Source organism: Shinella sp., from assembly GCF_052438155.1.
Classification (GTDB): domain Bacteria; phylum Pseudomonadota; class Alphaproteobacteria; order Rhizobiales; family Rhizobiaceae; genus Shinella.
This window is the reverse complement of record NZ_JBQVPI010000002.1, coordinates 399,401-412,175: the sequence shown is the minus strand read 5'-3', so window position 1 is coordinate 412,175 and position 12,775 is coordinate 399,401. Positions and strand designations below refer to the sequence as shown.

Here is a 12,775-nt window from a genome sequence, read left to right as displayed (position 1 = left end):
GAAGCGACCTTTTTATTTTGCGAGCGAGCGGCATTAATCATCCGCGATAGCTGGCTGACCGCTCTGCGGCGAGCTTGCGAAGAAGAAGTGTTGGGCATGCACCTTGGAGGAGAATTGGATGGCAAAGAAGTCCGACGAGATTGTACAAGCCATTGCGGCCATCCATGCCGCCCATACGAACGCGTTGGTCGTTCTGGTCAAAACCCTTCAAGAGGCTGGCGTGCTCGATCCGACCCATTATGCTGCCAATATCCGGATGACCATCGATGCCAATAACGCTCGCATCGGGCCGGACGTTCAGAGGCTGCTCATCGACCTCGCAGAACTGGTGGAGATGCAAGACGAGGCCGGCACGGCTTAACGCGGCGGCAGGATGGTTCGCTCTAGAGATTTCCCAAGGAAGCTCGGAACAAAGCGGCGAAAACCGCGTTCCGCCAACGCCACTTTTAGTTCAGCCTCCTGCCCCGCCTCAGCGCGGGGCCTTTGTTTTCAGGTAGAAAATGCACCACCGCATCAACATTATCGGCCTATGCCTGTTGTCGATGTTCATCGTCATATTCGGCTCAATCTTGATTATGCCTCTCCTTGGCGGTGGGAGTAGCGCGCCGACGGAAATCAACGTCGACGCTGCGGCCGCAACCGGCGAGCAGTGAGGCATCCATGGAGCAAAGAAGAGGGCAAGAGCCGATCACGTTCGAAACCACTAAGCTTGGGCAAGACCGAACAGTCACCAGCGCAGCGGCGGCTCACATACGAATGAGTGTCTAGCCTATCAGAGGGAGGGCGCCCCGCAAGGCTTGCAAAATGCGCTCGCAACTTTGGAGGGAGTGGAAACCGCCGCGGCCGCTCGCAAAGCTTTACTGTGACGAGTCCTGCGGTCGACATGAACTCATCCCGCTACAATACCTTACCTATTTGTTCCGTCGCGACTTCAAAAAATCCCAGTTTAACAGCTTTCCGCGTGATACCGATCAGACCTCAGAATTTTCCCTGAATAAAGGAGCTAGCGATGGGAGAAATTGTCGACCGGCACTTCCTCGGCATTCCAGGCAGAAATGAAAAGTTTACCTTCGGTTATTCCGTAGATGCGCTTGATGGAAATGATTTGGTTTACAATCCTTCTCTGATTGCCGGAGGTAGCATCTTACATACCTATCGGATGGGCGCCGGCACTGACATATTTGATCTAAATCTTTATCGGAACGGTGTTCTCGACGTAGAACCTAATATGCAAGCTGGCACAACCATTTACGGCGACGGATCGCTGGATCTCGAAGTAGCATCCGTGGGATCGGGAAGTGACCACATTGTGGCGACGGGAGGCATTGATATTATCTTTGCCGGGGGCGGCGACGACTATGTCAACGCTCAACGAGGAGATGACGAAGTATTAGCGGGGGCAGGTAACGATTATGTTCTTGGTGGTTACGGTGCCGATCAACTCTACGGCAATACGGGCGACGATGTGATATATGGGGGGAGCCCCACAAGTGTGTCCCGCGCGTTTCTTTCGATTATCATCAACTATAACGGCAACACCGACGCGTTGATTGATCCCGAAGTCCATGTTGGTCGACCCGGCTATCTAGCAGCGGATGACGCGTCAAACGATTACCTCGACGGCGGTGCTGGAAACGATACGTTGTATGGCGGCGGAGGCGCCGATACGCTAATCGGTGGCACTGGTAATGACCGCCTTATCGGGGGCGTAGGCTTAGACAGCATGACCGGCGGCGCTGGCGACGACACTTATGACATCGACATTGCGGGAGATACTGTCACCGAAGCGGCAAACGGTGGAACTGACCTTGTTAGATCTGCTATTTCTTTCACGCTATCCGCAAACGTCGAAAACCTAACGCTGATAGGCCTGCTCTCGGCAAACGGCGCGGGAAACGCGGGTGCGAATTCACTTGCGGGAAATTCTGGAAACAACCGACTTGACGGCAAGGCGGGCAATGACAGTCTATTCGGCGGCGACGGAAGCGACAAACTCATCGGCGGGGCAGGCGCTGATAAGCTCTATGGTGGCACGGGGGCGGACATGTTCGTATTCCTCACGGCCGCGGAGAGTAGCGTGTCCACCCGCGACATCATTTACGACTTCTCCCGAGTTGGCGGTGACAAAATTGATCTTTCATCAATCGACGCCCGCACGACAACGAGTGGCAATCAGGCCTTCACCTTCATCGGTTCCGACCTTTTCAGCAAATCCGCTGGGGAACTGCGGTACTCGAAGATCAGCGGTGACACCTACATCTACGGTGACGTGAACGGCGATGGTGGTATCGATTTCTCGATCCGCTTAGATGCCGCGATCAACATGCAGGCCACAGACTTTATTTTGTGAAGCCTTGGACCTGCGCCGTCGTTTCTGTTTCAGGCCGGAGAGATGACGGAGATGAAGTAGGAGTACGCCAAGGGCGACCTTCGCTCCTGCCGGCCTCTAGACGAGAGCCGCCTCCTGGCGCCAATCGCGCAACGCGCCCTCGCCTTCCTTTCGGCGTTCCGGAAGTCGATAGCCGTATCCACGGTGGGTTGGCGTTTGGCTCTACCCACGAAGTGGCAGGTGGTGGAAGCGATACGGTGAACGGCGCGACCGCCGCCTCATTTACCGCAGGCATCGCAGCACGAACGAAGGGGCCAGTTTTTGGGTGCCTGGTGAAAGACGATCTTTTCGCGCCCGCCCTTACTCAAGCGGGCCTCGACGTCAACAGAGTGACTTTCGTTCAAAGCGCAGACGAGGACGGGGTGATGGAGAGCGCTGAGGAGATACTCAACCACGGCGGGACCGCGGTCATGGTGGCCGAACTGGTTCGATTGCCGATGGTGGCGTCGAGACGCTTACAGCTCGCTGCGGAAAAGACCGGCACCATGGGCCTGATCATTCGCCGCTGGCGCCGACAGACGGAGGCCACTGATTATGGCCAGCCTTCGTCGTCGGCAACGAGGTGGCGCGTTTCCACCCTTCCCTCAGAACCATTGCCTGTGCAAGGCGTCGGCCGGCCGCGCTGGTGCCTCGAACTCATGCGGGCGCGCGCCGGCGAGAGCTTCGATATTGCCGTTGCCGGTTGCGACACCAAGGGGCGGCTCGAAGCTGTCCTGCAACGGAGCGATTTTCAATGGAGGACGGCGTAATGGCCCTTCCCCGGCTTAGAGATTTCCGAGGAGAGACGATCGACATGGACTGCCGCCGGTGTGATCGTCACGGCGTCTATGATCGGAAAGCGCTTGTGAAGAAATTTGGCGCTGGCATCGAATTCGTGGAGATCAGGCGGCGACTTTCAATCGGTTGCGACCGCGCTGGAACCAATCGATGCGAGGCAAGGTTCCCCTGTCTTCTGGCCGCTAACATCCTCGTCGATGAGCCGGCAGCACAGAAGACGCGACGGCGATCTAACGTGCCCGCCACCCCTGGCGGTTCCGGATAGGAGAATACTTTGGCTGACACTGACAGCGACAAATTTCCGTCCGGCGTTTTCGAGCACTATTGTGAGGTGCCTGCGTGCAAGCAGTGGGGCGGCTTTGGCTACGCGTCATCAAAAGCCGTACCGGTTCGGTGGTGGTGCTGGGAACACTACCCTTATAAGCAGCCCGGAAAGTCCGCCTCAAATGGTTCCTTGCCGCCCTGACGGTCCCGTCTTATCCTTCACAAGGTGGAGGGCGCACAACATGCATATAGCCGGGCCGCTTCCAACAGAGCATGCAGAGGACCGCTTCATGCAATGTGAAGAGGCCTTGGAAGCTGCGTTTCAAACCCTCTTGTGGAAGGCGATGAAGGCGGGATGGGATGAGGGCGAGGCCTGCGCGGCCATTGCTTCCTTGGCGGACCATCACATCCTGTCTCGGCTTTCAAACGATGACGTCCGGCGCCGCATCTCAAGCGCAGACCCGCATGGGCTGGTTCTGCGTGGGAGGAGTTGATGTCGTTCCGACTGCACCCCTATCTGGTGGTGCTTTTGCTCCTGGCGTTCGTCGTCCTTGTCCTAGGCCCGCCGTTGGCGCGATATTTCTTCTTCTCGATTTGAGGTGGTTCCATGTGCGGACGTTTCACACAGATGTTGTCGTGGCGCGAACTGGTCGGGCTGTACCGCCTGACCGACAAGCATCTCATTCGAAACACCGAGGCGCGCTACAACGTTGCGCCAACGCAGACGGTGCCTTTCGTTCGACTGGATGAAGAAGGCAACCAGGTGGTCGATGATGGCCGGTGGTGGCTGGTCCCGCACTGGGCAAAGGAGACGCCGAAGGCCGCCATGTTCAACGCCCGAATTGAAACGGTGGACAGCTCTCCTGCTTTCCGTGACGCATTCAAAGCACGGCGGTGCCTGATCCCCGCCGACGGCTTTTATGAATGGACGAAGAACGAAGAGGACGGCGGCAAGGACCCCTGGCTGATCCAGATGCCAGGCGGCGCCCCTTATGCCTTTGCCGGCCTATGGGCGCAAAACACGAAGCTCGACGTCACGAGCTGCACAATCATAACCGCGCCATCGATCGCGCCTATCAGTCAGATCCACGACCGCATGCCGATCATCCTCGACCCGGAGGTGTTTGACGGCTGGCTCAATCCGGCTACGCCAAAGGAAAACCTCAAGGGCATCCTCGGCCATCACCTCGACGGGCAAACTCAGATGCACCGCGTTAGCCGGGACATTAACAGCTCGAGGTTCACCGAGCGGCCGGCGCCGATCGTAAATTCGTTATGATCTACGTTGTCTCGGCCCTGGCGGTGCTTTCTGCCCTCCTCGCGAGCATGCGGCCGACGATTTGGTCGCTGCTCGCGGCGGCGGTCTTAAATGGCGCGGCGGCTTGGCTGGCGCTGGAGATTTATCTCGGTCGGTAACTGAACGCCGACCTCAGTCGAACGCATCTTCGCGCGGATGCTCTGGGGCGATCCTCATCGAGGTTTCATCCTTGCTCCCCTGGCAAATACTGCGCGCAATTTCCTCCGCTACAGAGCGGTGCACGGTCGGATCAAAATCACCATTGGGAAACGAACTGAAGAGGTATCTGGCAAAGCTTTCGCGAATCTCGGGAGAGCGCGGGAACCAATCCTGACCGGTTATTTCGTTGAAAATTGCCTGTAATGAACCGAGTTCATCGGGTTGATAGGCGCATTTGGTGGAGTGACTATTCATAGCCGACCCCTCTCTTATTGGGGCGGAAGCGGAACAGCTCTCAATGACGGCGCCCGTAACACATGCCGTCCATCGCATCACTGTACGCGCTTTTGGCCGGATGTCGAATCTGGTCTTTTGGGTTCCAGGGGAGACCGCAACGGCTGTGCGGAACAAACCTGACCAGATGCGATTATCCAACTGCGCTGATCAAGCCTCTTTGCCCCAACTTCCCCAGCGGGGCATTTTTTTCCTAGGCGGGGAAGGCTATTGTCCGATCGAACGACGCCGGGTCGACACTGAAGAGCGCTCACTAGATACCACTACTTGACCGCGAGTGCAGCCGCCCTAGATTGCAATCAGCGAAATGCAGGAGGCGGATATGGCTGTTTTCAAATCGACTGATCCCGACGGTACCGTTAATATGCGTAACCTCCCGTTCTGGATCGACCTGCAGCAATATTCGAGCACTGATCCCGGCCCTAAAGAAACCGAGCATCTCACTTTCAACAAGGATTATGAAAATGAGGAGAGCCGCTACCACCGCGAGGTGACCTTCACGGGTGATTTCCATTATACCAACGATGAGCTCAGCGGAGAGGTCACAAACCTGACGGGGAATGTGACGAACTACTCCTTCGACGAACTCCTAGAATATTGGGATGACCGCGATGGGCATATTACTTACCCAAAATCCTATGAAATCAGCGGCTTTGACCTCGACGTCAACACGTTTTTGACTGAAAGCCCCATCAACGTTTTTCGGATCATCTTCAGCGGAGACGACCAGATATCCGGACGTGGCACTCTTCTGGGGTTTGGCGGAAACGACGTCTTGAAGGCGGGCCCAGGCTGGGATGTTCTTGATGGGGGCGCAGGGGCGGATGAAATGCGTGGAGGGGATGGCGACGACTTCTACTATGTCCAGGATGTCGGCGACGTCGTCGTTGAACTTGTCAACAAAGGCTACGACCGGGTCCAGAGTTCAATCACTTACACGCTCCCCTCGAACGTCGAATTTCTGACTTTGGGAGGTTCTGCCGCCACCAATAGCATCAATGGCGTTGGGAACGAGCTCGTCAACGAGATCATAGGAAATGCAGGGTCCAATCTCTTGAGCGGCCGCGGCGGCAATGACACGCTGTGGGGCCGCGAGGGCAATGACACGCTGCGGGGCGGCGACGGCAATGACACGCTGATCGGCGGTGCAGGCGTTGACAATCTACACGGAGACGGTGGCGCAGACTCTTTCTTGTTCAAAGCCCTCTCGGAAAGCAACATGCTTGGGCGCGATACGATCCATGACTTCTCCCAGATCGAGGGAGACAAGATCGATCTATCCAAGATCGATGCGAACACTACCCTTGGGGGCAACCAAGCCTTTACATTCATAGGCGCCAGCGCTTTCGGCAATAACGCTGGCGAGCTACGCGCCTTCACGAAGAATGGCGAGACGTTCATTCACGCAGACCTCAATGGTGACAGCACAATCGACTTTTCTGTTAGGTTGGCGACGGCGGTCAACCTCCTAGGGTCCGATTTCATTCTGTGACACGAGCGGTACAGGTCTGGGGCCGCGATGCGGCCCCGTGCTGGGGGATTACGGGCCTCCGACGATCCTGTTTCAGTCGGGCGAAATGCCGGGGGTGGAATAAGCCTCTCGATGAGTCTTTAAGCTTCGTCCTGGTCACGAGCGGCGCCGTCGGCTGGCTGAATGCCATCAAACCGGTCGATTTTAAACGACACGACAAAGGGCAGTTGATCGGCGTCGCCGCGGGGGCGAAACCGGTAGTCTCCTGCCAATCCAAGCTTTTCCATCTCTGAGAGATAGGCGATTGCCGTCAGGCTGTTGTTGAAGCGTCGCTGGTGCATTTGGTGAATCCCCTCCCACCAGTAGATCACTCTCTGATCGGCGGCGATATCGCGAAGATTAGGGGCGCCGTGTTCATTCGTCTTTGCGGTCCACGCCATCGCCACCTAGCCATCCCCGCCTTGCACATTCCTCCATCGCAGCCGCCATCGCCTCGGTGCGACTGGCGAATGGCCCCTTCAAGGTGACGAGTTCGTCACCAAAGATTATTGACACGGACTTCGTTACAACGTCGAAAATAATCTGCGGTGCGAGCGGCATGGCGTCGTCCTCTAGATTGAGTGTGGCGTGAACGCCAAAACTCTCGGTTTGTTCAGGACAACTTTGTAGCGGTGCCACTCGAATCGCGTGTGTCACCTAGGTTACTAAGACTGTGCTCGCTGCAAGCTCAAGCTCCTACGACGCGGGCGAAGGCTTTTCTGGCGGTGGCAGAAGGGGCCGGCAGAAAAGTAGCATTTCAACCCAACCAGAACGTCCGGTCCCAGACTGGAATTGACCCAGCGACGTCAAAGATGATCATGCGCACACGCAGAACCACTGCCGGCGGAAGCCGCCCCTGAACAATGATTGCCTGCGGCTCGTATCGGATATCAATCTTATATTGAGCGCACAGTTCGTCATATGCCACCGCGGCGTTTATGGAGGCGCGCAGGCCATATCGTTGCGCGCCGAAGCCGCCACCAAGAGATGTCTGCAACATCTCACCCTCCCTTGTTTTCGTAGATGCTTACAAACGACCAAGAGGAGGGCTTGGTTCCCTCCTGAATGTAAGCCTGTTTCAGCCTGTGCTGTCGGCGGTGGAATAAAATCTGGCCAAGGGAACAAGCGGCTCCCATCACGGTTACTGAGGCGCGGTCGCCCGGTACCCACTGAGCATTTTGGTTCCCCCAATCAAATGGCCGCAAGCCGAGAGCCGTGGAGCGCGTCCTGGAAGCCGCGCTTTGCGGTTCTCGCCAAAGAATCTCACCGGGCCCTGCGACGATCTCTACCCCCAAGCCTCGCGATTTCCTTCATGAGGTCAAACACGACGTGGAGCGTCCTTAGCCGCCGCCCTGCTTAATCATCATCCGGTCGATCCGTGCTGTGCCCAGGGATGCGTCAACGGATCCTACCGGCCGCCCCGCCCGTCGATGTGGTCGCTGTTTGCCGCCGTTGTCCTGGTGGGAAAATAAGCAATCCTTCGAAGAAAATCCGATGCCACTCGCTCCAGCAGCGATGATCCTTAAGTTGCGAAACGTACTGGAACTGATATTTTCTAACTTATGCAAAGGGCCAAGACCCTCAATAGCACTTTCGGAGGATACATGGCCCCCACGAGCAGTTTTTCATTCTTTGCGCGAAACGCCCCTGGTGAGACAGGCTTTCACATCCGAGTAGATATACCGACCTACACGGATCCTGAGACGGGAGAAGACACATGGGCAGCAGATTATGAGTTTTCTCTCGACGGACAATTCTATAAAAAATATAGTGACAATAGCGACTTCTTCATAACGGACTTGGTGTTCACCGAAATAGGGAAGCATGAGCTACAGCTTAATGTATCCACTCTTGACAGCGACTGGTCTTTCCCCTCGATGGGATTCTATAATGGAAGAACATATACTAGATATTTGACTATTGAAATGACCGAAAACACCGATTTTGTATTCGGAGGAAACCAAGGAAACCAGATTTTTACATTTGATGCCGACGACTTTATCTATGGCGGAAGCGACGACGACACGATCGATGGTGGTGCAGGCGCCGATCGCATGGAGGGCTACGGCGGCGACGATCAATACGTCGTCGACAATGCATATGACAAAGTCATTGAAGCTGCCGGCGGTGGCATTGATGTCGTGGAAACTACCGTCAGCCACACTTTGGCGGCGAACATCGAACACCTCCAACTGCTAGGCACCCGCAATCTGAACGGCTCGGGGAATTCCCTAAGCAACATATTGGCTGGCAATTCCGCGAACAACACGCTCGACGGTAAAGTCGGAGCAGACACGATGTACGGCGATGCGGGCAACGACACCTTCATCGTGGACAATGCCGGCGATAAGGTTGTTGAGGACGCGAATGACGGTTCGGACCTAGTCAAGTCGTCAATCTCTCACACGCTGGCCGCAAACGTCGAAAACTTGACGCTGATCGGCGAACTCTCTGCAAGTGCTGCCGGAAACAGCGCGACTAACGTCCTCACCGGAAACCCTGGTAACAACAGGCTCGACGGCAAAGCTGGCAATGACACTTTGTCAGGCGCCTCCGGCAATGACAAACTCATCGGCGGGGCGGGAGCCGACAAGCTCTACGGTGGCGCGGGAGCAGATACATTTGTCTTCCAAGCTCCTTCGGACAGCAGCTTGAGTGCGCGCGACATGATCTATGACTTCTCACGCGTCGGCGGCGACAAAATTGATCTCTCATTAATCGACGCCCGCACGGCAACGAGTGGCAATCAGGCCTTCACCTTCATCGGTTCCGACCTTTTCAGCAAATCCGCTGGGGAACTGCGGTACTCGAAGATCAGCGGTGACACCTACATCTACGGTGATGTGAACGGCGATGGTGGTATCGATTTCTCCATCCGCTTAGATGCAGCGATTAACATGCTGACCACAGACTTTATTTTGTGAAGCCTTGGGCCGGCGATGCAGACCCAGTACTTGGAGATTATGGGCCGTCGACGATCCTGTTTCATCCAGGCGAAATTCCAGTGATGGAGTAGAACACAGCATGAGGTAACGGCAGCTTCGCGCCAATAGGAGCCATCGATCTCCACCTCGCACAGCAACCTACGGGCCGGTGAGCGGGATCGAAAATAGTAAGCCTACCAGCCGATATATAAGATACAACGCTGAGGTCACGGCGACGCACATCGGGAAGTATCGTTCGATATTCGACAGACCGCGAAATACCCTTCTATTGCCCCGAAACTTTTTTAGAGCTTCTCGTTCAAGAGTGAATGGAGCTACCGGCAATCGGGATTCTAGATCGAGACATACCTGCCACTTTGCCATGGCAATGTCGCGGTAATAGATGATCTTCTCAGACCAGAGGATAGAGAGAAAAAATAGCACTGCTACTGGATACGCTGGGTCAATCTGTGCGAAGAATCCGAGTGCGGCTGCCACACCGGCGAGCAATGACATGTATGCGGTTGAGGTCTGTTGCCGCCGCTGCTCTGTAGCCGTTATCGTTTGCACGAAAGTATCGTAGATTTGTACCGTTGACGCACTCTCGTGCTTCGTATCCTGGGCCATTGGTTTTGCCATGATGGTTCCGGCAAGTGGGTTTTCGTCTGTCATGACGGAAGTGTCTCCATTCACGGGAAAGTTTATTGATGACCGAGAGCAGTAACAAGCCTACCTCTGACGACTTAGTCCTAAAGCCGGATGTCCTAGTGCATGTGGCGTCCGCCACTGCGGAAGCCCGCCTGGTGCTTGGCAACCTGCCGCTGTATTCCACAGAACAATTGCTTGGGTTTGTAGATTACTTGGGCGGCGCCGCGCAGGCCTGTTTACTTGCCGCGGAGGACCCAGCAGCCTTCCCTACGAAAGTGGCTCTCGCACTCGGACTGGAATGCTGCGACCTTGCCGAGACAATCTTGCAGAAGGTCGCATCTCGGCGGCTCTTTCAGAAGGGAGATCAGGACATTCCCTTGATCACCCGTCACCATACCCCCATCGTGCACATTTCCAGACAGATACAGTGGCTTGCAACTGGAAAACCAGACTTAGATCTGCCCTTCCCAGGACAGCGACAAGACCTCTGGTTTTGCTATTTTCGTTCGTTCGAGTCCGTCCGCCGCTATCAGATCGTGAATGATTATCGAGGAGGTCGTGAGGAATTCTTCAGCATTGGCCACGAGCCAGCCGCAAACTCATTGGAAGGCACACTCCACAGGGCGGTTGCATACCGAGTAACGACACGGACGCTCGCCGGACCACACGATCTCCTTGGCATGCCCCAAGTTGCATACCAAATATCTTGGTCAGATTCACCTTCGCGTTGGCAGGATCTTGTCGAAACGCTGATGGCGGGTTCTGACGGGGCTTTCCTGCTTCCGTTTGATGGCCCGAGCACGGTATGGGAGATGTCCTATCTAGCCGAGCGATGCCGCAGCAAGGTTGTAGTAGTTGTGTCGCTGCCAGCGCGTTATGACGAAAAGGCCCCAACCTACCATGCACTTTGCGTGAAGGAATATGCTAAGCACGGAGTACAGATGCCTGCATATGAATCAGGCGGTAGCTTTATTGTGACAAAGGACGGCGCCTTTGAACAAATGCCATTCAGCGCAGTTTTTGATAGTCGCCTGTTAGAAAGCATCTTGCAAAACTTGCCCACCTCGTGCGGACGGTGATCTTCGAGAATAGCGTTGGCCGCACTGCAGAACGCCGGTGTCAGCTGCGGCTCCGAGCAGATGTCAGATACTTGCTTTAAGAATGGCAGCTTTCCACACCACCTCGATCATGAGCATATCTGCCCCTTAATGTCCGCAATGGGCCGAAAGCGGCCGCGGCGCGGAAGGCGTCTATCGAGGCGGCGGAAGAGGCAGCGTGGTTTATTCTGCCGTACAAATTGACGTGCTCCACAGGCGCGCGGGCCCATTAATCGGTTGCATATTGCGGACTTCCTCTGGCATTTCGTTGCCGTGAAAATAGATCAGCTTCGGTTCTCCAAAGTCGCCACTCTCTGGATCTCCTTCCATCACAGATGCAAAGACCATGGGATTGCTCAAAGCCAGGCGTTCGGCCACCCGCCGTGCGTGCACGACGCTACTGGCCTGGCTGGCTATCTCTGGCTTCATTCCGTGCTTAGTTGGCTGAGGCACTGAACCACGAAATACGACGCCATGCTCATTCTCCCGTACGCTAAGCTGCTTCTACCACGGTTGTAACAGGAACAGCGCTAGGAAATAATTCCTGCCCGCATAAGGGCATCACATGCAGTGATTGCCCGCATAGGGCGCAAGCTGTACTTGTGTTGAAAAAGAAACCCGGTATCTTGACGATATTCTATGGAGCGATGATGCTTAGCACACATCTTTGCTCATAAACCCCATAACAAGTGTAGGTAGAGAGAGAAGAAATATCATGACACCGGCTCAATTTTTAGATAAAATTATTTCAAAATGCTTCAGTGAATTCAAGCAACATATACAGACTGGAGCGCAATGGGAGATATCAGCTCAAACTACGATATCGAATAACATGTTTTCCACATATCAAATGCTACCCGTAAGAGAGCTTCACTACAAGAATTTTTGCCAAGATGTCGAAAGTAACGATGCTTGTGATTTAGTTATCACCGATCCAGACGATAAAACGCAATTGATCTGGCTTGAGCTAAAGGTTGAAAGCGCCCAAAACTCAGGGCAGTTCGCAGGAAAATCACTCGCGGCGATTACCAATCTGAATTCGTCGAATAATGACTGGTCTAAGCTTAAAAAGTTACCTGACAACTTTGTAGTTCCCTTTATGGAAGGGGGCGTACTTTCATCAAGCGCACCCTTTACAAACCATCGGTGGCTTATGGCAGTTGCTTATTCTTCGGCAGCCAGAAGCCATCTTCTAGCGCTTCCGAACGGTGGCGCCTCGTCCAACGCCGATGGAACGATCGTTGCATGGGTATGCGATATTGACGCCGCTTCTTTAGCGGTCGCATCAAGCTCTGGTCTCTGATTTTTCGCGGCGGGATGATCGATAGTAGACCATCAGAATCGAGCTCACTTCGACCAAGGCAAGGTCGGGATTGGCATGCGTGCGCCTTTAAAGAAGGTGCAAACTAAAACAGC

15 protein-coding genes are annotated in these 12,775 nt (G+C 55.0%); 9 read left to right on the top strand and 6 right to left on the bottom strand.

The features are described from left to right. Positions 1–118 precede the first annotated feature (118 nt). The 5 genes from ACT6VE_RS06670 to ACT6VE_RS06650 all read left to right on the top strand — a co-directional run bounded on the left by ACT6VE_RS06670 (position 119) and on the right by ACT6VE_RS06650 (position 4,846). Positions 119–361, top strand: coding sequence for a hypothetical protein (locus ACT6VE_RS06670; RefSeq protein ID WP_444797816.1), 243 nt, complete (start codon positions 119–121; stop codon positions 359–361). Positions 362–1,009: 648 nt separating this feature from the next. After that, positions 1,010–2,350, top strand: coding sequence for a M10 family metallopeptidase C-terminal domain-containing protein (locus ACT6VE_RS06665; protein WP_444797815.1), 1,341 nt, complete (start codon positions 1,010–1,012; stop codon positions 2,348–2,350). A gap of 86 nt (positions 2,351–2,436) precedes the next feature. Further along, entirely contained in the window at positions 2,437–3,138 is a 702-nt protein-coding gene (locus ACT6VE_RS06660) for an ImuA family protein (protein WP_444797901.1), read from the top strand. An 899-nt stretch (positions 3,139–4,037) separates the two neighbouring features. Further along, positions 4,038–4,709, top strand: coding sequence for an SOS response-associated peptidase (locus ACT6VE_RS06655; protein WP_444797814.1), 672 nt, complete (start codon positions 4,038–4,040; stop codon positions 4,707–4,709). After that, complete coding sequence (locus ACT6VE_RS06650; RefSeq protein ID WP_444797813.1) at positions 4,706–4,846, top strand: hypothetical protein; 141 nt, start codon at positions 4,706–4,708, stop codon at positions 4,844–4,846. Before ACT6VE_RS06655 ends, ACT6VE_RS06650 begins: the two co-directional genes overlap by 4 nt. 13 nt (positions 4,847–4,859) lie before the next feature. Here ACT6VE_RS06650 and ACT6VE_RS06645 read toward each other — a convergent pair whose 3' ends face one another. Further along, complete coding sequence (locus tag ACT6VE_RS06645) at positions 4,860–5,141, bottom strand: hypothetical protein (RefSeq protein WP_444797812.1); 282 nt, start codon at positions 5,139–5,141, stop codon at positions 4,860–4,862. A 361-nt stretch (positions 5,142–5,502) separates the two neighbouring features. On the opposite strand from ACT6VE_RS06645, the gene ACT6VE_RS06640 reads away from it, so the two are divergent. After that, complete coding sequence (locus ACT6VE_RS06640) at positions 5,503–6,672, top strand: calcium-binding protein (RefSeq protein ID WP_444797811.1); 1,170 nt, start codon at positions 5,503–5,505, stop codon at positions 6,670–6,672. 119 nt (positions 6,673–6,791) lie between these two features. Here the strand turns inward: ACT6VE_RS06640 and ACT6VE_RS06635 are convergent, their stop codons facing one another. From ACT6VE_RS06635 to ACT6VE_RS06625, 3 genes are all read right to left on the bottom strand, one after another. Then, a complete protein-coding gene (locus tag ACT6VE_RS06635; RefSeq protein WP_444797810.1) occupies positions 6,792–7,097 on the bottom strand; it encodes a hypothetical protein in 306 nt (101 codons plus the stop codon). Further along, positions 7,066–7,251: a hypothetical protein gene (locus ACT6VE_RS06630; protein WP_444797809.1), complete on the bottom strand. Its 186-nt coding sequence runs from the start codon at positions 7,249–7,251 to the stop codon at positions 7,066–7,068. Before ACT6VE_RS06630 ends, ACT6VE_RS06635 begins: the two co-directional genes overlap by 32 nt. 196 nt (positions 7,252–7,447) lie before the next feature. Next, positions 7,448–7,690, bottom strand: coding sequence for a hypothetical protein (locus ACT6VE_RS06625; RefSeq protein ID WP_444797808.1), 243 nt, complete (start codon positions 7,688–7,690; stop codon positions 7,448–7,450). Between the two features lie 604 nt (positions 7,691–8,294). Between ACT6VE_RS06625 and ACT6VE_RS06620 the strand changes: the two genes are divergently transcribed. Continuing rightward, a complete protein-coding gene (locus ACT6VE_RS06620; protein WP_444797807.1) occupies positions 8,295–9,614 on the top strand; it encodes a calcium-binding protein in 1,320 nt (439 codons plus the stop codon). A 159-nt stretch (positions 9,615–9,773) separates the two neighbouring features. Here ACT6VE_RS06620 and ACT6VE_RS06615 read toward each other — a convergent pair whose 3' ends face one another. Further along, positions 9,774–10,286 (bottom strand): RipA family octameric membrane protein, encoded by a 513-nt coding sequence (locus ACT6VE_RS06615; protein ID WP_444797806.1) that lies wholly within the window; start codon positions 10,284–10,286, stop codon positions 9,774–9,776. Between the two features lie 35 nt (positions 10,287–10,321). On the opposite strand from ACT6VE_RS06615, the gene ACT6VE_RS06610 reads away from it, so the two are divergent. After that, complete coding sequence (locus tag ACT6VE_RS06610) at positions 10,322–11,341, top strand: hypothetical protein (RefSeq protein ID WP_444797805.1); 1,020 nt, start codon at positions 10,322–10,324, stop codon at positions 11,339–11,341. 201 nt (positions 11,342–11,542) lie between these two features. Here the strand turns inward: ACT6VE_RS06610 and ACT6VE_RS06605 are convergent, their stop codons facing one another. Further along, positions 11,543–11,788, bottom strand: a complete 246-nt coding sequence (locus tag ACT6VE_RS06605) for a hypothetical protein (RefSeq protein ID WP_444797804.1) — start codon at positions 11,786–11,788, stop codon at positions 11,543–11,545. A 286-nt stretch (positions 11,789–12,074) separates the two neighbouring features. Here ACT6VE_RS06605 and ACT6VE_RS06600 point away from each other — a divergent pair, with 286 nt between their 5' ends. After that, positions 12,075–12,662, top strand: a complete 588-nt coding sequence (locus tag ACT6VE_RS06600) for a hypothetical protein (RefSeq protein ID WP_444797803.1) — start codon at positions 12,075–12,077, stop codon at positions 12,660–12,662. Positions 12,663–12,775 lie beyond the last annotated feature (113 nt).

Bases quoted from the DNA above. Each gene is read 5' to 3' on its own strand.
- ACT6VE_RS06625 (WP_444797808.1), bottom strand. From the start codon at position 7,690: ATGTTGCAGACATCTCTTGGTGGCGGCTTCGGCGCGCAACGATATGGC.
- ACT6VE_RS06655 (WP_444797814.1), top strand. From the start codon at position 4,038: ATGTGCGGACGTTTCACACAGATGTTGTCGTGGCGCGAACTGGTCGGG.
- ACT6VE_RS06645 (WP_444797812.1), bottom strand. From the start codon at position 5,141: ATGAATAGTCACTCCACCAAATGCGCCTATCAACCCGATGAACTCGGT.
- ACT6VE_RS06610 (WP_444797805.1), top strand. From the start codon at position 10,322: ATGACCGAGAGCAGTAACAAGCCTACCTCTGACGACTTAGTCCTAAAG.
- ACT6VE_RS06605 (WP_444797804.1), bottom strand. From the start codon at position 11,788: ATGAAGCCAGAGATAGCCAGCCAGGCCAGTAGCGTCGTGCACGCACGG.
- ACT6VE_RS06650 (WP_444797813.1), top strand. From the start codon at position 4,706: ATGATCTACGTTGTCTCGGCCCTGGCGGTGCTTTCTGCCCTCCTCGCG.
- ACT6VE_RS06615 (WP_444797806.1), bottom strand. From the start codon at position 10,286: ATGACAGACGAAAACCCACTTGCCGGAACCATCATGGCAAAACCAATG.
- ACT6VE_RS06640 (WP_444797811.1), top strand. From the start codon at position 5,503: ATGGCTGTTTTCAAATCGACTGATCCCGACGGTACCGTTAATATGCGT.
- ACT6VE_RS06670 (WP_444797816.1), top strand. From the start codon at position 119: ATGGCAAAGAAGTCCGACGAGATTGTACAAGCCATTGCGGCCATCCAT.
- ACT6VE_RS06665 (WP_444797815.1), top strand. From the start codon at position 1,010: ATGGGAGAAATTGTCGACCGGCACTTCCTCGGCATTCCAGGCAGAAAT.
- ACT6VE_RS06600 (WP_444797803.1), top strand. From the start codon at position 12,075: ATGACACCGGCTCAATTTTTAGATAAAATTATTTCAAAATGCTTCAGT.
- ACT6VE_RS06630 (WP_444797809.1), bottom strand. From the start codon at position 7,251: ATGCCGCTCGCACCGCAGATTATTTTCGACGTTGTAACGAAGTCCGTG.
- ACT6VE_RS06620 (WP_444797807.1), top strand. From the start codon at position 8,295: ATGGCCCCCACGAGCAGTTTTTCATTCTTTGCGCGAAACGCCCCTGGT.